The organism is Thiomonas bhubaneswarensis, assembly GCF_001418255.1.
In the GTDB taxonomy this organism is placed as follows: domain Bacteria; phylum Pseudomonadota; class Gammaproteobacteria; order Burkholderiales; family Burkholderiaceae_C; genus Thiomonas; species Thiomonas bhubaneswarensis.
The window spans coordinates 39,406-56,213 of sequence record NZ_LIPV01000010.1 but is presented as its reverse complement, the minus strand read 5'-3'; the positions used below and the strand labels follow the sequence as shown (position 1 = coordinate 56,213).

The 16,808-nt window shown below is 63.4% G+C and carries 15 protein-coding genes and 1 riboswitch; of the genes, 1 reads left to right on the top strand and 14 read right to left on the bottom strand.

The features are described 5' to 3' along the window. Nucleotides 1-3: 3 nt before the first annotated feature. From eno to ppx, 5 genes are all read right to left on the bottom strand, one after another. Nucleotides 4-1,296: a phosphopyruvate hydratase gene (gene eno, locus ASC45_RS12950; protein WP_055451456.1), complete on the bottom strand. Its 1,293-nt coding sequence runs from the start codon at nucleotides 1,294-1,296 to the stop codon at nucleotides 4-6. A gap of 47 nt (nucleotides 1,297-1,343) precedes the next feature. After that, entirely contained in the window at nucleotides 1,344-2,711 is a 1,368-nt protein-coding gene (locus ASC45_RS12945; RefSeq protein ID WP_055451455.1) for a class I SAM-dependent methyltransferase, read from the bottom strand. Nucleotides 2,712-2,917: 206 nt separating this feature from the next. Next, nucleotides 2,918-2,992: riboswitch (Fluoride riboswitch) on the bottom strand. 114 nt (nucleotides 2,993-3,106) lie between these two features. Beyond that, nucleotides 3,107-3,487 carry an HIT family protein gene (locus ASC45_RS12940; protein ID WP_055451454.1) on the bottom strand — a complete coding sequence of 127 codons (381 nt, stop codon included), beginning with the start codon at nucleotides 3,485-3,487 and terminating at the stop codon, nucleotides 3,107-3,109. Then, nucleotides 3,484-4,101 (bottom strand): histidine phosphatase family protein, encoded by a 618-nt coding sequence (locus ASC45_RS12935; protein ID WP_055451548.1) that lies wholly within the window; start codon nucleotides 4,099-4,101, stop codon nucleotides 3,484-3,486. Before ASC45_RS12935 ends, ASC45_RS12940 begins: the two co-directional genes overlap by 4 nt. A 73-nt stretch (nucleotides 4,102-4,174) precedes the next feature. Continuing rightward, nucleotides 4,175-5,710, bottom strand: a complete 1,536-nt coding sequence (gene ppx / locus ASC45_RS12930) for an exopolyphosphatase (protein ID WP_055451453.1) — start codon at nucleotides 5,708-5,710, stop codon at nucleotides 4,175-4,177. A gap of 131 nt (nucleotides 5,711-5,841) precedes the next feature. Here ppx and ppk1 point away from each other — a divergent pair, with 131 nt between their 5' ends. Beyond that, nucleotides 5,842-7,932: a polyphosphate kinase 1 gene (ppk1, locus tag ASC45_RS12925; protein ID WP_055451452.1), complete on the top strand. Its 2,091-nt coding sequence runs from the start codon at nucleotides 5,842-5,844 to the stop codon at nucleotides 7,930-7,932. Between the two features lie 38 nt (nucleotides 7,933-7,970). Here ppk1 and phoR read toward each other — a convergent pair whose 3' ends face one another. From phoR to pstC (ASC45_RS12880), 9 genes are all read right to left on the bottom strand, one after another. Beyond that, complete coding sequence (gene phoR / locus ASC45_RS12920; RefSeq protein ID WP_055451451.1) at nucleotides 7,971-9,332, bottom strand: phosphate regulon sensor histidine kinase PhoR; 1,362 nt, start codon at nucleotides 9,330-9,332, stop codon at nucleotides 7,971-7,973. Nucleotides 9,333-9,475: 143 nt separating this feature from the next. Further along, nucleotides 9,476-10,210, bottom strand: a complete 735-nt coding sequence (gene phoB / locus ASC45_RS12915; RefSeq protein ID WP_055451450.1) for a phosphate regulon transcriptional regulator PhoB — start codon at nucleotides 10,208-10,210, stop codon at nucleotides 9,476-9,478. A gap of 45 nt (nucleotides 10,211-10,255) precedes the next feature. Further along, the gene (gene phoU, locus ASC45_RS12910) at nucleotides 10,256-10,960 is read right to left on the bottom strand and encodes a phosphate signaling complex protein PhoU (protein ID WP_055451449.1); all 705 of its coding nucleotides are present in this window, start codon (nucleotides 10,958-10,960) and stop codon (nucleotides 10,256-10,258) included. A 14-nt stretch (nucleotides 10,961-10,974) separates the two neighbouring features. Next, nucleotides 10,975-11,757 carry a phosphate ABC transporter ATP-binding protein PstB gene (gene pstB, locus ASC45_RS12905; RefSeq protein WP_055451448.1) on the bottom strand — a complete coding sequence of 261 codons (783 nt, stop codon included), beginning with the start codon at nucleotides 11,755-11,757 and terminating at the stop codon, nucleotides 10,975-10,977. A gap of 10 nt (nucleotides 11,758-11,767) precedes the next feature. Next, nucleotides 11,768-12,646, bottom strand: a complete 879-nt coding sequence (pstA, locus tag ASC45_RS12900) for a phosphate ABC transporter permease PstA (RefSeq protein ID WP_055451447.1) — start codon at nucleotides 12,644-12,646, stop codon at nucleotides 11,768-11,770. After that, nucleotides 12,643-13,626, bottom strand: a complete 984-nt coding sequence (gene pstC / locus ASC45_RS12895; RefSeq protein WP_055451446.1) for a phosphate ABC transporter permease subunit PstC — start codon at nucleotides 13,624-13,626, stop codon at nucleotides 12,643-12,645. Before pstC (ASC45_RS12895) ends, pstA (ASC45_RS12900) begins: the two co-directional genes overlap by 4 nt. A 149-nt stretch (nucleotides 13,627-13,775) precedes the next feature. After that, complete coding sequence (gene pstS / locus ASC45_RS12890) at nucleotides 13,776-14,807, bottom strand: phosphate ABC transporter substrate-binding protein PstS (RefSeq protein WP_055451445.1); 1,032 nt, start codon at nucleotides 14,805-14,807, stop codon at nucleotides 13,776-13,778. 126 nt (nucleotides 14,808-14,933) lie between these two features. Further along, nucleotides 14,934-15,788 (bottom strand): phosphate ABC transporter permease PstA, encoded by an 855-nt coding sequence (gene pstA, locus ASC45_RS12885; protein WP_211263365.1) that lies wholly within the window; start codon nucleotides 15,786-15,788, stop codon nucleotides 14,934-14,936. Further along, nucleotides 15,781-16,737, bottom strand: coding sequence for a phosphate ABC transporter permease subunit PstC (gene pstC / locus ASC45_RS12880; RefSeq protein WP_055451443.1), 957 nt, complete (start codon nucleotides 16,735-16,737; stop codon nucleotides 15,781-15,783). Before pstC (ASC45_RS12880) ends, pstA (ASC45_RS12885) begins: the two co-directional genes overlap by 8 nt. Nucleotides 16,738-16,808 lie beyond the last annotated feature (71 nt).

The window sequence follows — 16,808 nt, the reverse complement described above, 5'->3', positions numbered from 1 at the left end:
ACTTCAGCGATAAGGGTTGACAAAGCGTGCGCGCTCGCCGAGTTCGGCGTCGATTTCCAGCAGCCGGTTGTACTTGGCCAGACGCTCGCTGCGAGACAGCGAGCCCGATTTCATCTGCCCAGCATCCACCGCCACGGCGAAATCGGCGATGAAGGGATCTTCGGTTTCTCCACTGCGATGCGAGATCACGGTGCGCCAGCCCGCACGCTGGCAAAGCTGCACAGCCTCGACTGTCTCGCTCACCGTGCCGATCTGGTTGAGCTTGATCAGCGAGGCGTTGGCCGTGCCTTCGTCGATGCCGCGCTGAATGAAGCGAACATTGGTGACGAAGTTGTCATCGCCGACGATCTGAATGCGCTCGCCGAGCCTGCGGGTCATCTGCGCGAAGCCGCTCCAGTCGTCTTCGGCCATGCCGTCCTCGATCGACACGATGGGGTAGGCCGAAAGCCAGTCGGCGTACAGATCGATCATCTGTTCGCTGCTGTAACGCTGATGGCCCGATCGGGTGAGCCTGTACTCACCCTCCTGATAGAACGATGTGGCCGCCGGGTCGAGGGCGATCGCCAGGTCGATGCCCGGGCGATAGCCCGCGCGCTCGATGGCCCGCACGATCAACTCGCAGGCCGCCGCGTTGCCATTGCCCAGCCTGGGCGCAAACCCGCCCTCGTCACCTACGGAGGTCGAATGCCCCATGCTCTGAAGCAGCTTGCGCAGGGCGTCGAAGGTCTCGGCGGCGTAACGCACGGCTTCGGTAAAACCGGGTGCGCCCAGCGGAACCAGCATGAACTCCTGAAAGTCCATCGAGCTGCTTGGCGCATGCAGTCCGCCGTTGAGCACATTGAACATCGGCATGGGCAACAGATCGGCCTTGCCCACACCCAGGCTGCGATAGAGCGGCAGATCTCGCTCGACGGCTGCCGCACGTGCCGTGGCCATGCTCACGGCCAGCAGCGCATTCGCCCCCAGTCTCGCCTTGTTCGGCGTGCCGTCGAGCTCGATGAGCCGGGCGTCGATCGCCTGCTGATCGAGCGCGTTGCGGCCGACGAGACCCTTGGCGATCTCGCCCTGGACATGCGCCACGACCTTGCGCACCCCTTTACCGAAGTAACGATGCGGATCGCCGTCACGCAATTCCACGGCTTCCTCGCTGCCTGTGGAGGCTCCCGAGGGCACGGCCGCGGCACCGCTGGCGCCTGACTGCAGAACCACTCTGGCCTTGATGGTGGGAACACCACGCGAGTCGAGGATTTCCATCGCATCGATGGCGGCGATCGGAGACTGGAGTTGAACGTTCATGGCCTGCTTTCGAGTAGTGCCATCGGGCTGCGCCCGAGGCCATGCGCTCAAACGGTTTCGGTCTGACGCGGAGCGCTCTTGGGTGAACCGAGGTCTGCCGCCACCTCACCCGACATGGGCTGCCCCTTTGCCTCGTACATATAGCCGCGCGTGAACGGGTACTCGCACTGCCGCGCACGCAAGGTCTGGCTGCAGTCCACCCGTTCTTCCACCACGCCATCGGGACGGCTGCCCAACATCTGAAACAGCGAAATCCATCCCTGCTCGAAGCCCATGGCCGAGCCTGCGAGGTAAAGGCGGTAGGCGCGCAGCGTCTTTTCGGCCTTGTCGCCCAACACGCGACGGGCTTCGTCGATGTGGCCTTCGAGCGCGTCCACCCAGTACCACAGGGTCTTGGCGTAATGCGGCCGCAGGCATTCCATGTCCAAGGGCTCCAGACCGCCGCGGGCCATGGTGTCGGCCATCACGCTGATATGGACAAGCTGGCCGCCGGGGAAAATGTATTTTTCGATGAAGTCGCCCATGCCGCCGGCGAGCTGGCTGTTGTCAACTCCCCCGGCGGTGATGCCGTGGTTCATCACCAGTCCGCCCGGCTTGAGCAGGCGGCGGATCTTGCTGAAATACAGCGGCAGATTGGGACGGCCCACGTGCTCGCACATGCCCACCGAGGCCACCTTGTCGAAAGGCTGAGACTCATCGACGTCGCGGTAATCCTGCAACAGCATGCGCACCCTGCCCTGCAGCCCTTTCTCGGCGATCAGCCGGTTCACATGGTTGTATTGGTTCTTCGACAGGGTGATGCCCGTGGCGTCCACGCCGTAGTGCTCTGCGGCCCAGAGCAGCAGCCCGCCCCAACCCGCGCCGATGTCGATGAACCTCTCGCCCGGCTTGAGCATGAGCTTGGTGCAGATGTGGTCAAGCTTGGCCTCCTGTGCCTGCGCCAGGGTCATGGAAGGCTGGGCGAAGTAGGCGCATGAGTACACCCGGCGCGGGTCGAGCCAGAGCGCATAGAAGTCGTCGGAGACGTCGTAGTGGCTCTGGATCTGCGCGGCGTCTTTCTCGCGTGAATGGTGCGAGTGTTCCCACAGGGTGCGGCGCAACTGATGCCAGATGCGCGCGGTGGCGGCCGAGGGCTCGTTGCGCGGGTCGTCGTCGAGCAGCACTGGCGCGATACGCATGAGATCGCGCAGGCTGCCGAAGATGTCCACCAGGCCCTCCACGTAATCTTCGGCCAGCTTGCCGATCTGCCCCGTGGTGATGTGCCACAGCGCCCGCTTGTCCCTCAGCCGCATTTCAACCTGCGCATGGCTCGGGCCGACACGTTGACCGCCCGGCAAGACGACACTGCAAGGCAAGGGAAGATGCGACAGACGCGCATCGACCTGACCGAGAAGCGAAGAAGGGATCGAGGACATGCTGAACTCCTTTCAAAGTTGAGTGGGCATGAGGGGGCCAACGCCTTGAACAAGCGTGCGGGGCTTTGAGGGATGAGTGCGCACGGCCTGGAAGACAGGGGCGCGGTCTTGCGGAAAGGGCAAGACAAGAGGAATCGACAGGACTGATGACATCCGGTTTTCTCGCTACGGTCGCAGCCCCTTGAAAAAACCAGGGGCCAGCATGAAGACGGGTAGGAGTCATCAGCCCGGGGCAAGCCCTCAGAGGCATTTGAACGGCGAACTCCATCGCCGTTTGATGTTTTTTAATTTAGGCCACGAAAGCCGCAGGGTCAATGAAACGCCGACGCTCAGTTGCATCGAAATGCAAGTGTCCCGACTCTGTCGTCCTGCTACTGAGCCCCCCAGGGCCGGGCTCAGTACTTCTGCCGAGCCGGAATGACCCCGCGCACCCCGCCCAGCGGGTCGGCCATATCGCCGCGATAGCGCGGAATCAAATGCAGATGCACATGGAAAATGCTTTGTCCTGCGGCGGGTCCACAGTTCACCCCGAGGTTGAAGCCGTCGGGCTGGCGTTCGCGCTGCAGCCGGTCTCGGCCAACCGCGGCCAGGGCGAGCAGCGCCTGCTGTTCCTGCTCCGTACAGTCGAACCAGTCAGCCACATGGCGAAACGGAATCAGCAGCATGTGCCCCGGATTGACGGGGGTTCGGTCATACACCGCGAAGGCCAACTCGTTGTGCAGAACCCGGGGCATCTCCCGGCAGAACGGGCATTGTGGGTCGGCGTCAGCGTTCATGCGAGTTCCCTCAAATGCGACGTGTCGTTGACACAATGCAGTACCACCTTGCCGTGCGCGTCCACCTCGAACCTGTTGAGGCAGCACGGATGTTGGGTGATGCGCCAATAAGCCGAGAGTGGCAGATCGAGCGCTTGCAACAGCAAGGCGCGGTTGACGCTGTCATGCCCGACCAGCACCACCGTGTGATCGGCATGCCGCTGCATCAGGGTGCGCAGCGCGTCGGCCGTTCGCAATGCCAGATCCTGCAGCGATTCACCGTCGGGAAAACGCACCCACTGCGACGCGGCTTTCCACAGCGCGTAGTCCTGCGGGTGCGACGACTGCACTTCGTCGTGGGTTTTCCATTGCCAGGCGCCGTAGTCGAGATCATTCACGCCTTCGAGCACCTGTGCGCTCAGGCCGCAGGCCGACGCGATTTCGGCGCCGGTATCGCGGCAGCGCCCCATCGGGCTGGTGTAGACGGCTTGCGGCGCGAATTCGGCCGCTATGCGATGCGCCACGGCCTTGGCCTGCTGGCGTCCGTGCGCGGTGAGTTCGAGTTCCATGCGCCCGCGAAACCGCTCGGGGCGGATGCCTTCGACCTCACCATGTCGTGTCAGGATGATGTGCATCATGGGCTCCTTGAACCGTCCTGTACCGCTGGTAAGGCGTCGGTACAAACCATAGGCTGCGCCCGCTAGACCATCAAGTCAGACTGTGTAACGCGACGTTCCAGTTCAGCCGCGCCCATTCGGCCGCCTCCTGGCGCAGGCTATATTCGGTCAGCGGGTTGGCTTTCAGCCAAGGCTCGGGCGCGACGATGTCGAGCGCGGGGCGCAGCCCCGGCAGGCTCACGCCCGTGGGGTGGTAGCGCAGTCGCAGGCCGTCGAGGTCGACCGCGGTGCGATTGCGCGCCAGGATGACGGCCAGCCGCAGCGCCATGACGGCGTCGAGATCGAGACTTTCCAGATCGGTGGCGCTGAGTTTTTTGAGCTTGCCGGTATGCGCCAGCACCAGCTGCGCCAGCGCAGCCTGCTCGCCGCGCGAGAACCCCGGCATGTCGGCATTGGCGGCGATGTAGGCCGAGTGCTTGTGATACGCGCTGTGCGAAATGGACAAGCCGATCTCGTGCAGTTGCCCTGCCCAGCGCAGCAGGCGCTGTTCCCCTTCCGAGGCATCCGGGCGCAGTTGCCTGTAGAGCTGCAGCGCCAATTCGCTCACGCGCTGCGCCTGCTGCGGATCGGCGCCGTAGCGCTGGATGAATTGCAGCGCCGTGACCTCGCGCATGTCCTGCGATTGCTCGCGCCCGAGCAGGTCGTAGAGCACGCCCAGGCGCAGCGCTGCATCGGTGACTTCCATGTGCTGGATGCCCAGCTCCTCGAAGACGCCCAGCATGATGGCCAGCCCGCCGGCGGCCACCGGCACGCGGTCGGGCTTGAGACCCTCCATGCGCAACTTGTTGAGGTTGCCGGCCCGCACGAAAGCCCGGCGCAGTTCGCGCAAGCCCTGCAGGGTGATGTCGCCCGGCTGGTCGGGCGGGTTCAAGCCACTGCCAGCGATCATGTCGGCGAGCGCACGCGCCGTACCGCTCGACCCCACGGCATGATTCCAGCCGTTGCGCTTGAAATCGGCGGCGATGATCTGGATCTCCTTGCGGGCCGCGATCTCGGCCGCGCGCATGGTGGTTTCGTCGACCTGATTGCCGGGGAAGAACCGCTGGCTCATCGACACGCAGCCGATGTAGAGCGACTCCATCATGCCCGGTTCATAGCCCTGGCCGATGATGAATTCGGTGGAGCCGCCGCCGATGTCGACCACCAGCCGCTTGCCCTGCACCACCGAGACCGAATGCGCCGCGCCGATATAGACCAGCCGCGCCTCCTCCCGCCCGGCAATGACCTCGATCGGAAAGCCCAGTGCCGCCTGCGCGCGTTGCAGGAACTGCGGCGCATTCTTGGCCACGCGCACCGTGTTGGTGGCCACGGCGCGAACGCGGTCGGGATGAAACTGGCGCAGGCGCTCGCCAAAGCGCTGCAGCGTTTGCAGCGCGATCTGCTGCGCTGCTTCGGAGAGGTATTTCTTGTCGTCGAGCCCTGCGGCCAGACGCACAGGCTCGCGCAGCGAGTCGATGGCGTAGATCTGCACCCCCGCGGCGCTGTCCTGTGCTCTGCCGATGAGCATGCGGAAACTGTTCGAGCCGAGATCGACCGCGGCGAGATGCTGGTTCATCAAAGTGGGCATAGGCGCATTGAACGTCAGTTTGATGACGACTTGTTGAAGCTTGTCATCAAGAATTCATCGGATGCTGTCATTCTCGCTCGGATTTGTCGCGGCGCTGGCAAAATGCCGTCTGGCTTTCCGTTCCTATCTTCATGTCCCAAACCGACATCGCCCCCCGCCTGCTCAACCGTGAGCTGGGCACCCTCGAATTCAATCGCCGCGTGCTGTTTCAGGCGCTGGACGACACCAACCCCCTGCTCGAACGGCTGCGTTTTCTCAGCATCGTGTCGAGCAATATGGACGAGTTCTTCGAGACCCGCGTCGCCACGCTGCAAGACATGCTGGAAGCCGATCCGGGCTCGCGCACGCCCGACGGCATGCAGGTCAGCGACGCGCTGGCCGAGATCTCCGTACGGGCGCACGCCCTGATTGCCGACCAGTACCGCGTGCTGCAGCAGGCCGTGCTGCCCGCGCTCGACAAACAGGGCATCCGCCTGTATCGCCTGCCCGACTGGACCGAGGCGCAGCGCGCCTGGGCGCAGCATTATTTCGAGACCGAGGTCTCGCCCCTGCTCACGCCCATCGGCCTCGACCCAGCGCACCCCTTCCCCCGCGTCATCAACAAGAATCTGGTGTTCGCCGTGCAGCTCGAAGGTACTGACGCCTTCGGCCGCAATATCGAGCTGGGCGTGGTGCAGACCCCGCGCACGCTGCCGCGCATCGTGCCCATGCCGCCGGAGTTGTGCGACGCGCGCTACGGCTTCATGCTGCTGTCCTCGTGCATGCAGGCTTTCGCCGGGCAACTGTTTCCGGGACTGGAGGTGCGCGGCGTGCATCAGTTTCGCGTCACGCGCAACAGCGAGCTGTTCATCGACGACGACGACATCACCAATCTGCGTGCTGCCCTGCAGGGCGAACTGCGCGCCCGGCATTTCGGCGATGCGGTGCGGCTCGAAGTCGCCGCCGACTGTCCGCACGAGGTGATCGAGCGTCTGCTGCGCGAAAACAATATCCTGCCGCAAGACTGTTACCGCGTCGATGGCCCGGTGAATCTGGTACGGCTGCAGGAAATCCTCGATCAGGTCAACGAGCCGCAACTGCTGTTCAGCCCCTACCTGCCCGCCCTTCCTCGAAACTGGCCGGGGGTCGACGCCGAAATCTTCGACCGCATCCGCGAGCGCGATCTGTTGCTGCACCACCCTTACGATGCCTTCGCGCCCGTGGTCGATCTGGTGAAGACGGCCGCGCGCGATCCTTCGGTGGTCGCCATCAAGCAGACCATCTACCGCACCGGCGGCAACTCCGAACTGATGGACGCCCTGATCGAGGCGGCGCGCAACGGCAAGGAAGTCACCGTGGTACTGGAACTGATGGCCCGGCTGGACGAGGAGACGAATATCAACTGGTCGTCGCGGCTGGAAGCCGCAGGCGCGCACGTGGTCTTCGGCGTGGTCGGCTTCAAGTGCCACGCCAAGATGCTGCTCATCGTCAGACGCGAAACCGCCGAGGACAGCGGTCGCAAGATGCTGCGCATGTACGCGCACCTCGGCACGGGCAACTACCACGCCCGCACCGCGCGGCTCTATACCGACTTCGGCCTCATGACGGCCAACCCCGAAATCTGCGAAGACGCACGCCGCGTGTTCCTGCAGATCACGGGCTCCAGCCAGGTGCAGGAGCTCAAACGGTTGTGGCAGTCGCCCTTCACCCTGCACGCCAATGTGCTGGCCGCCATCGCCCGCGAGGCCGACCATGCCCGCAGCGGCAAGCCGGCGCGCGTCTGGGCACGAGTCAACGCTCTGCTCGAACCCACGGTCATCGAGGCGCTCTACGCCGCCTCGCAGGCCGGAGTGGAGATCCGGCTGCTGGTACGTGGCGCGTGCATGCTGCGCCCTGGCGTCGAGGGACTGTCCGACAACATCCGGGTGCGCTCGACCATAGGCCGATTCCTCGAACATTCACGGGTGTTCTACTTCCACAACGGCGGCGAAGCCGAGGTCTATATTTCCTCGGCCGACTGGATGGAGCGCAATCTGCTGCGCCGGGTCGAAATCGCCGTACCGCTGCTCGACAACAAGATCAAGGCCCAGGTCATCCGCGAAGGCCTGCGCGTGCAGTGGCAGCATCCGGGCAATGCCTGGGAGATGGACAGCGACGGCAACTACCACCGTCCGCGCGGCTCGCGCAGCCGACTGAGCTGCCATCAGGTGTTGATGCACTCGCGGCTGGAGCGCAAGCAATAGCGGCAGCCTGAAAGCGGCCGTTGCGCCCGCCGGGTCGATCAGGCCGCTTCGCGCTTGTCCTCGACGACGCTTGCGGCATGCGCCGCATCGGACGGCACCACGCGCGCGGCGGGAAAGCGCACCACGAAGCGGCTGCCCTTGCCCGGCGTGCTGTGAACCAGCAGTTCGGCCTGATGGCGCAGCAGCACGTGTTTGGCGATGGCCAGACCAAGCCCGGTGCCGCCCGAAGCACGCGAACGTCCGCGATCCACTCGGTAGAAGCGCTCGGTCAGGCGCGGGATATGCTCTGCCGCGATGCCGATGCCGGTATCCGTCACGCTGAACTCGGCGTAACTCGGCTGACCGTCGACGAAGACCGCATCCCATGCCAGGGTGATGGAGCCCCCGTCGGGCGTATAGCGCACGGCATTGCTCACCAAATTGGACAGCGCCGAATGCAGCTCCTGCGGGCTGCCGCGCACCCGGGAGTCGGTGCTCACTTCCAACCTGATCTGGTGTCGGCCGTTGGACAGCGCCTGAGCCTCGTTCTGGTATTGCGCCATCATCGACTTCATGTCGATGACATCCTCGGGCGGCGGATACGGATCGCCCTCCAGCCTGGCCAGCACCAGCAGATCGTCCACCAGATGCCGCATGCGGTCAGACTGCGTCAGCATCATGTCCAGCACTCTCAGGCGGTGAGCCTCATCCATCGGCACGTCGCGCAGGGTTTCGACAAAACCGCCCAACACGGTGAGCGGTGTCTTGATTTCATGCGAGACATTGGCGACGAAGTCGCGCCGCATCGCCTCGGTGCGCTCCAACTGGGTGATGTCCTGCGACAGCAGCAGTTTCTGTTGATCGCCATAGGGAAAGATCTGCACACTGAGCGTGAACTGCGTGCGGGCGCCGGATCGGTGCATGTGCAGAGGCTCGTGAAAATGCCCGGCCTGCAGATAGGCGACGAATTCCGGGTTGCGGATCAGGTGTACGGCATGCTGGCGAAGATCGCGCTGGACATCGAGGCCGAAGTGCAGCGCCGCGGTGGCGTTGCACCAGTCGATCTGATTGTTCTGATCGAGCAGCATCACCCCGTTGGGCGAAACCTGCAGCGCCTCGATGAACCGATGCAGTTTCGACTCCTCGTGATTCAGGCGCCCCGTCCACAAGCGCAACTGTCGCGAAGCGCGGTAAAACACTTCGCCCCACGCCCCCGAGCCCTTGGGTACAGCCGAGACCTCCGGCGCTCTGAGCCAGCGGATCAATCGTGACAGCGCCAGCGAGTCGCGCACCACCACGCCAATGAGCACCAACAGCGCCGCAACGGCTGCGCCTGGATACCCGTCGATCAACGCACCCACGCCTGCGGCCAGCAGGGCTAGGAGCAGGATGGTGGAAACGCGCCAGACAATGGAAATCATGGATGCCGCGCCACAAGAGCGGCTCTCGGAAAACGCTGCCCGCTACGGCCGTCAGTTCTGCCCATCAGGCTCGCAGCGGAAGCAATAATGAATCACACTTTGGACCCGTTCTAGCGGCTTTCGGCAAGTCGCAGATCCGACTCTCAGGCCGCCGACGCCTGCACGGCCCGTGTCTGCGCCGTGAAACGATAGCCGGCGCCGCGCACGGTCTCCACCATCTCGGCGCACTGCACCGGCGCCAGAGCCTCGCGCAGGCGCTTGATGTGGACATCCACGGTGCGCTCTTCGATGAAGACATGGTCGCCCCAGACCTTGTCGAGCAGCGCGCCACGGCTGTGCACCCGCTCGGGGTGGGCCATGAGATAGTGCAGCAGCTTGAACTCGGTGGGGCCCAGGCGGATTTCGACCGCATCGCCGCCGGGCTTTTTGAACATCGCACGACGGCTCGACGGATCGACCGACAGCCCCCCGACCTGCACCAGTTCATCGGTGAGTTGAGGTGCCCGGCGGCGCAGCACCGAGCGGATGCGCGCCAGCAGTTCCTTGGGCGAGAAGGGCTTGGTGATGTAATCGTCGGCCCCCGCGTCCAGCCCCTGCACCTTGTCGCTCTCTTCGCTGCGGGCTGTGAGCAGAATGATGGGGATGGCCTTGGTGCGCGCATCCGCGCGCAGCGCGCGGGCCAGCGCCACGCCCGACATGCCGGGCAGCATCCAGTCGATCAGCAACACATCGGGCAGCACGTCACGGATGACGCGCAAGGCCTCTTCTGCGCTGCCGGCGCGAATCGGGCAATGTCCGGCATGCTGCAGATTCATGGACAGCAATTCGGCAATCGCGGGCTCGTCTTCGACGATGAGGATGTTGCTCGATAAGCTCATGGTTCAATGCCCTGGAGAGGGAAGCGCAAGAGGCCGGGGCCGGGGTCAGAGCGAGCCGGCGACCTCGCGGAAGGCTTCCTTGTTGTGACGCACATCGGTGCCGCGCACGATATAGATGACGGCTTCGGCAATGCTCTTCGCATGGTCGCCGATGCGCTCGATGGCCTTGGCCACGAACATCATGTCGAGCATGGTGGAGATGGCACGTGGGTCTTCCATCACATAGGTGATGACCTTGCGGGTGAAGCCGTCGAACTCGTCGTCGATGCTGCGGTCGGTCTCGACGATGTCGACAGCGGCCTTTTCATCGAGACGCGCGAAGGCGTCGAGCGATTTGCGCAGCTGATCGATCGCCAGATCCGAGGCGTGCTGCAGATCGGAGATGCCGATGGCCACCGACGAGCCCGACTCGACGATGTCGCGTGCCATTCGGGCGATGCGTGAGGCTTCGTCACCAGCGCGTTCCAGATTGGCGATGGTCTTGGAGATGGCCATCAGCAGGCGCAGGTCGCGTGCCGTGGGCTGGCGCTTGGCGATGATTTGGGCGATGTCGCCGTCGATGTCGACTTCCATCTGGTTCACGCGTTTTTCCACCTGCAGCACGTTGCGCGCGGCCTCGATGTCGAGGTGGCGCAGCGCGTAGATGGCCTGCGCGAGCTGCGATTCGACCTGCCCGCCCATCTCGAGCACGCGGGTGGAAACGGCGTTGATTTCAGCGTCGAACTGCGACGACAGATGCTGCTTTTCCATGATGTGCTCTCCGATCAGCCAAAGCGGCCGGTGATGTAGTCCTCGGTTTCCTGCTTTTTGGGCTTGAGGAAGATCTGATTGGTCTCACCGAACTCGATGAGCTCGCCCAGGTACATATAAGCCGTGTAGTCTGACACGCGCGCGGCCTGCTGCATATTATGGGTCACGATAGCCACGGTGTAATCGCGCTTGAGCTCGATCACCAGTTCCTCCACCTTGGCCGTGGAGATGGGATCGAGCGCGGAGGTCGGCTCGTCGAGCAGCAGCACCTCGGGCTTGATCGCCACGCCACGAGCGATACACAGCCGCTGCTGCTGCCCGCCCGACAGGCTCATGCCGCTTTGCTGCAGCTTGTCTTTCACCTCGCCCCACAGCGCGGTCTTGGTCAGCGCCCATTCCACGCGGTCGTCGAGCTCCGACTTGGGCAGCTTCTCGTACAGCTTGATGCCGAAGGCGATGTTGTCGTAGATCGACATCGGAAACGGCGTGGGCTTCTGGAACACCATGCCGATCTTGGCGCGTACCAAAGCCACGTCTTCCTTGCTCGTCAGAATGTTCTGACCATCGAGCAGAATTTCGCCCTCGGCCCGCTGCTCGGGGTAGAGCTCGAACATGCGGTTGAAAATGCGCAGCAGGGTGGATTTGCCACAGCCCGACGGCCCGATGAAGGCCGTGACCTTGTTCTTGGCAATCTCCATGTTGACGTTCTTGATCGCCTTGAACTTGCCGTAATAGAAGTCCAGGTTCTTGACCGTCATGCAGGCCGGAGCCTGAGGGGTTTCAGCGACAGCGCTCATGTTGGGCCTCTCAGTGTTTTTGACGAATCAGGATGCGTGCGGTCACGTTGATGACCAGCACGCCGAAGGTAATGATCAGCACCCCGGCCCAGGCCAAGCTCTGCCAGTTGCTATAGGGGCTCATCGCGTAGTTGTAGATGGTCACCGGCAGGTTGGCCATGGGTTGCGACAGCCCCATGTTGAAGAACTGGTTGTTCAGCGCGGTGAACAGCAGGGGCGCGGTTTCACCGGCAATGCGCGCCACGGCGAGCATGATGCCGGTGAGCACCCCTGCCCGCGCCGAGCGCAGGATGACGGCGGAGATCACCTTCCACTTCGGCGTGCCCAGTGCATAGGCGGCTTCGCGCAGCGAACCCGGCACCAGCCGCAGCATGTCTTCGGTGGTGCGCACCACCACCGGCACGACCAGCAGCGCCAGCGCCACCGAGCCCGCCCAGCCCGAGAAGGTCTTGGTGTTGGCCACGATCAGCGCATAGACAAACAGGCCGATGATGATGGAAGGCGCCGCCAGCAGAATGTCGTTGATGAAGCGAGTCACCTGCGCCAGCCAGCCCCGTCCGCCATATTCCGACAGATAGACCCCGGCCATGATGCCCAGGGGCGTGCCCAGCAGCGTGCCCACGGCGGTCATGGCGAGCGAGCCGTAAATGGCGTTGAGCAGACCGCCCTCGGTCATCGGCGGCGGCGTCATCTGCGTGAACGTCGCCACGCTCAGACCGCTAAGGCCGAGTTGCAGCACGGAAAACAGAATCCAGAGCAGCCAGACCATGCCGAAGGCCATGGCCGCCAGCGAGAGGGTCAGCACGACGATATTGGTCGTTTTGCGGCGCGCGAAGTAACGCTGGCGGAAGTCGCCCTTGGCCGTCTGGCCCAGAGTCGTTGCGTTCATGAGCGGGTTCCTTCGCCTTTGGCCAGTTGCGCCAGCAGCAGCTTGGACAGCGCCAGCACAACAAAGGTGATGAAGAACAGCACCAGTCCGAGGTAGAACAGGGCTGATTGATGCAGAGGCCCGGCCTCGGCGAATTCATTGGCGAGCACCGAGGTGATGGTGTTGGCCGGTGCAAACAGCGAGGAGCTGAACGCGCTGGTATTGCCCACGATGAAGGTCACCGCCATGGTCTCGCCCAGGGCGCGCCCCAACCCCAGCATGATGCCGCCGATGACGCCAGCCTTGGTATAGGGCAGCACCACATTGCGCACCACTTCCCAGGTCGTGCAGCCGATGCCGTAGGCCGATTCCTTGAGCATGGGCGGAGTGATCTCGAACACATCCTTCATCACCGACGCGATGAAGGGAATGATCATGATGGCCAGGATCACCCCGGCCGACAGCAGGCCGATGCCCACCGGCGCGCCCTGGAACAGGAAGCCGACGCCAGGCACATTGCCGAACAGGTTCTGCAGCGGCGTCTGCACATACTGGGCCAGCAGCGGCGCGAAAACCAGCAGGCCCCACATGCCGTAAACGATGGATGGAATGGCGGCGAGCAACTCGATGGCGGTGGCCAGAGGACGCCGCAGCCAGATGGGGGAGAGTTCAGTGAGGAACAGCGCGATGCCGAAGCTCACGGGCACCGCGATCAGCAAGGCGATGATCGAGGTGATCAACGTGCCGTAAATCATGGAGAACCCGCCGAACTGATCGCTCGTCGGATCCCAGGTCGAACTGGTGAAAAAACCCAGGCCCGTGGCCTTGATCGCAGGCCAGGCGCCGATGAACAGAGAGATGATGATGCCGACCAGCGTGGCCAGCGTGACGATGGCCGCAAGACGGGCCGCGCCGGAAAACAGCAGATCGCCCAGAGGGTTGTGTTTGCGCTTCTGCCCTGCGCCGGGATCGCCGATGAGCACCTTGGACCTTGCGTTCATGGAAGTTGTGGAATAGCTCGCAGCCATGACTGTAAATCCTTCAATCAAACTGGCCCGCACGGAACGCTCCGTGCGGGCCTGTGGCATCCCGCAATGATCGGGGCACAGGCCATGCGATCATTGCGAGGGATTTACCGCTTCAGGCTCGATTACTTCCAGACCTGCTGGCCGGAGGCCGACTTCACCGAACCCCACTCCTTGTAGATCGCTTCCTTCACAGCAGCAGGCATGGGGATGTAATCCAGACCTTCAGCTGCCTTGTCGCCATCCTTGTAGGCCCACTGGAAGAACTTGAACACGTCGGCAGTCTGCTCAGGCTTGTCGGCTGTCTTGTGCACCAGGATGTAGGTGGCGTTGGTGATCGGCCAGGAGGCGTCGCCCGGCTGGTCGGTCAGCACTTGATAGAAGGTCTTGCTCCAATCGGCGCCAGCGGCGGCAGCCTTGAAGGCGTCGATCGAAGGCTTGACCGTCTTGCCAGCCTTGTTCACCAGATCGACCACGTCGAGCTTGGGGTTCTGCTTGGCGTAGGCGTATTCCACATAGCCGATGGAGTTCGGCAGTTGCGTCACGAAGCCGGCCACGCCGGGGTTGCCCTTGCCGCCCGTGCCGACGGGCCAGTTGACGGTGGTGCCGAACTTGTACTTCTCGGCCCACTCGGGGTTGGTCTTAGACAGGTAGTTCGAGAAGATGAACGTGGTGCCCGAAGCGTCAGCACGACGCACCACGGCGATCTGCGCATCAGGCAGCTTCACGCCAGGGTTGAGCTTGGCGATGGCGGGATCGTTCCACTTGGTGATCTTGCCCATGTAGATGTCGGCCAGCACCGCACCGGTGAGCTTCATCTCGTTGGACTTGATCCCGGCGATGTTGACCACGGGCACCACGCCGCCCATAACGGTCGGAAACTGGATCAGGCCGTCCTTGGCCAGCTCTTCATCGGTCAGCGGCATGTCGGAAGCGCCGAAATCGACGGTTTTGGCCTTGATCTGCTTGATGCCGGCGCCAGAGCCCACGCCCTGATAGTTCACCTTGCCCATGCCGGCCTTGTTGAACTCGTAGGCCCACTTTTCATAGACGGGCTGGGGAAACGTGGCACCGGCGCCCGAAATTTCGAGCGCATTGGCGCTGTAAGTAGCGGCCAGAAGGGCCGAAGCCAGCAGGCTCTTGACGATAATTTTCATTGAGTGAACTCCCTGTGTTGAACGGTATGAACGGCGCAAAGCAACATGCCCGTGTGAGGCAGCGACCGACACTTTAAGACACGAATATGACATTTTCGTGTCATTCACGGGAATGCACTAATCGGCTCAAGAAACCCGTTTCTTCAGCAGGAACAGGCGCGCCACCAGATTGATCGCCAGCACGATACCCACCACCAGAAACGCTGCGGCGTAGGCCAGCGCGTGCGCCGAGGCGAACGGCTGGTTGATGAAGCTCCAGATCACATAGGTGAGATAGCCGATGGGTTCCTGCGTCAATTTGCCATTCCACAGATAGTTCGACCAGCCCGCGGTGTAGATCAGCGGCGCGGTTTCACCCACCGAAATCGCCAGCGCGAACAGCACGCCCGTGAGCACCCCGGCGCGCGCCGAGGGCAGCAGCACGCGCATCACCACCTGATGTTCCTTGCAGCCCAGCGCATACGCGGCTTCGCGCAGGCTGGCCGGGTTCTGTCGCATGGACAATTCGGTGAAGCGGGCGATGTAGGGCATGACCATGATGGCCAGGGTGATGGCCCCGGCCAGCGCCGAAAACTGCCAGCCCATGCCCACCACCAGGGTGACGTAGGCGAAGTACCCCAGCACGATGGAGGGCACACCGGTCAGCACATCGGATAGGAAGCGCACCACCCTGCCCCAACGCCCGTGGCCATATTCCGCCAGATAGATGCCGCTGAGCACGCCGATGGGCGCGGCGAGCAGCAGCGCACCGCCGCTAAGCACCAGCGAGCCTTCGATGGCATTGAGCAGCCCGCCGCTGATACCGTTGGTCACCTGGGTGAACAGGCCGATCGACAGTGCCGCGCTTCCCTTGGACAGAGTCATCCACAACAGGTCGGCAAGCGGCACCACCACCACGGCGAATGCCAGGACGCACAGCGCCGCGAACACGCCGTTGAACACCCGGCGCTTGCGTTGCCGACGGCTGACCCGCTCAGACACGATGGACGGCGATGCGGTTTGTGAGGAGGCGAGCGATGACATTGACGATGACTGCGATGATGAGCAGCACCAGGGCAATTTCCGCCAGCGAGCGAACGGCCATTCCGCTAGGGTCCTGCAAGGCGCTGTCGAGTTGGGAAGCGATGAACGCCGCCATGCTGGTGATGGGGCTATAAAGGGTGTCTGGCAGATAGTTGAGCGCGCCGCCGCTAACCATGAGCACCGCCATGGTTTCCCCCAGCGCCCGGCCCAGCGCCAGAATGACCGCGCCGATCAGCGGCACGCGCACGGCGGGCAGCAAGATGTGCAGCAGCACTTCGGCCCGGGTAGCGCCCAGCGCGAAACTCGATTCACGCATTTCGCGTGGCACCCGTTTGAGCGCCTCGACCAAGGTGCTGGTGATGACCGGCAGCACCATCAGCGCAAGAACCAGACCCGCGGTCAGCAGGCCGAAACCGCTGGTGGCCGCCCCGGAGAAGAACGGAATGAAGCCCAGCACGCGCTCCAGCAGGGGTGCAATATGGGTGAGCACCAGCGGCGCCAGCACCTCCAGTCCCCAAAGGCCGTAAACCACGCTGGGCACCATGGCCAGCAACTCGACGATCTGGGAGAAGGCGCCGCGCAGCGCATGCGGCGCGTAGTCGTTCAGAAACAGCGCCACGCCGATGCCCACGGGCACGGCCAGCAGCAGCGCAATCGCCGAACTCGCCAGGGTGCCGACGATGAACACCCAGATGCCGTAGGTCGCGCCGATAGGCACTTCAAAGCCGTAGCGCTTGACCGGGTTGGAATACAGGTTGCCGAGGTTCCAGGTTTCCGTGGTCAGAAAGTGCAGTCCGTTGAACTGGATCGCGGGCCATGAGTAGGCCGTCAGAAACACCACGATCGCCATCAGCGCAAGCGGAATCAGAGTGGAGACGGCAAGCAGTCCGGGACGGAACACGCGCATGGCTGGAAGAATTCGAGGAGGAGAAAAACACGCGCCCGGGCAGCCCCAAGGGCGGCCCGGACGGTGCGGTT

Excerpts from the sequence above, each read along its gene's own strand:
- phoB (WP_055451450.1), bottom strand. The coding sequence starts at position 10,210 with ATGAGCTTATCGAGCAACATCCTCATCGTCGAAGACGAGCCCGCGATT.
- phoR (WP_055451451.1), bottom strand. The coding sequence starts at position 9,332 with ATGATTTCCATTGTCTGGCGCGTTTCCACCATCCTGCTCCTAGCCCTG.
- pstA (WP_055451447.1), bottom strand. The coding sequence starts at position 12,646 with ATGAACGCAACGACTCTGGGCCAGACGGCCAAGGGCGACTTCCGCCAG.
- phoU (WP_055451449.1), bottom strand. The coding sequence starts at position 10,960 with ATGGAAAAGCAGCATCTGTCGTCGCAGTTCGACGCTGAAATCAACGCC.
- eno (WP_055451456.1), bottom strand. The coding sequence starts at position 1,296 with ATGAACGTTCAACTCCAGTCTCCGATCGCCGCCATCGATGCGATGGAA.
- pstC (WP_055451443.1), bottom strand. The coding sequence starts at position 16,737 with ATGCGCGTGTTCCGTCCCGGACTGCTTGCCGTCTCCACTCTGATTCCG.
- pstC (WP_055451446.1), bottom strand. The coding sequence starts at position 13,626 with ATGAACGCAAGGTCCAAGGTGCTCATCGGCGATCCCGGCGCAGGGCAG.
- ASC45_RS12945 (WP_055451455.1), bottom strand. The coding sequence starts at position 2,711 with ATGTCCTCGATCCCTTCTTCGCTTCTCGGTCAGGTCGATGCGCGTCTG.
- pstB (WP_055451448.1), bottom strand. The coding sequence starts at position 11,757 with ATGAGCGCTGTCGCTGAAACCCCTCAGGCTCCGGCCTGCATGACGGTC.
- pstS (WP_055451445.1), bottom strand. The coding sequence starts at position 14,807 with ATGAAAATTATCGTCAAGAGCCTGCTGGCTTCGGCCCTTCTGGCCGCT.
- ppx (WP_055451453.1), bottom strand. The coding sequence starts at position 5,710 with ATGCCCACTTTGATGAACCAGCATCTCGCCGCGGTCGATCTCGGCTCG.
- ASC45_RS12940 (WP_055451454.1), bottom strand. The coding sequence starts at position 3,487 with ATGAACGCTGACGCCGACCCACAATGCCCGTTCTGCCGGGAGATGCCC.
- ppk1 (WP_055451452.1), top strand. The coding sequence starts at position 5,842 with ATGTCCCAAACCGACATCGCCCCCCGCCTGCTCAACCGTGAGCTGGGC.
- ASC45_RS12935 (WP_055451548.1), bottom strand. The coding sequence starts at position 4,101 with ATGCACATCATCCTGACACGACATGGTGAGGTCGAAGGCATCCGCCCC.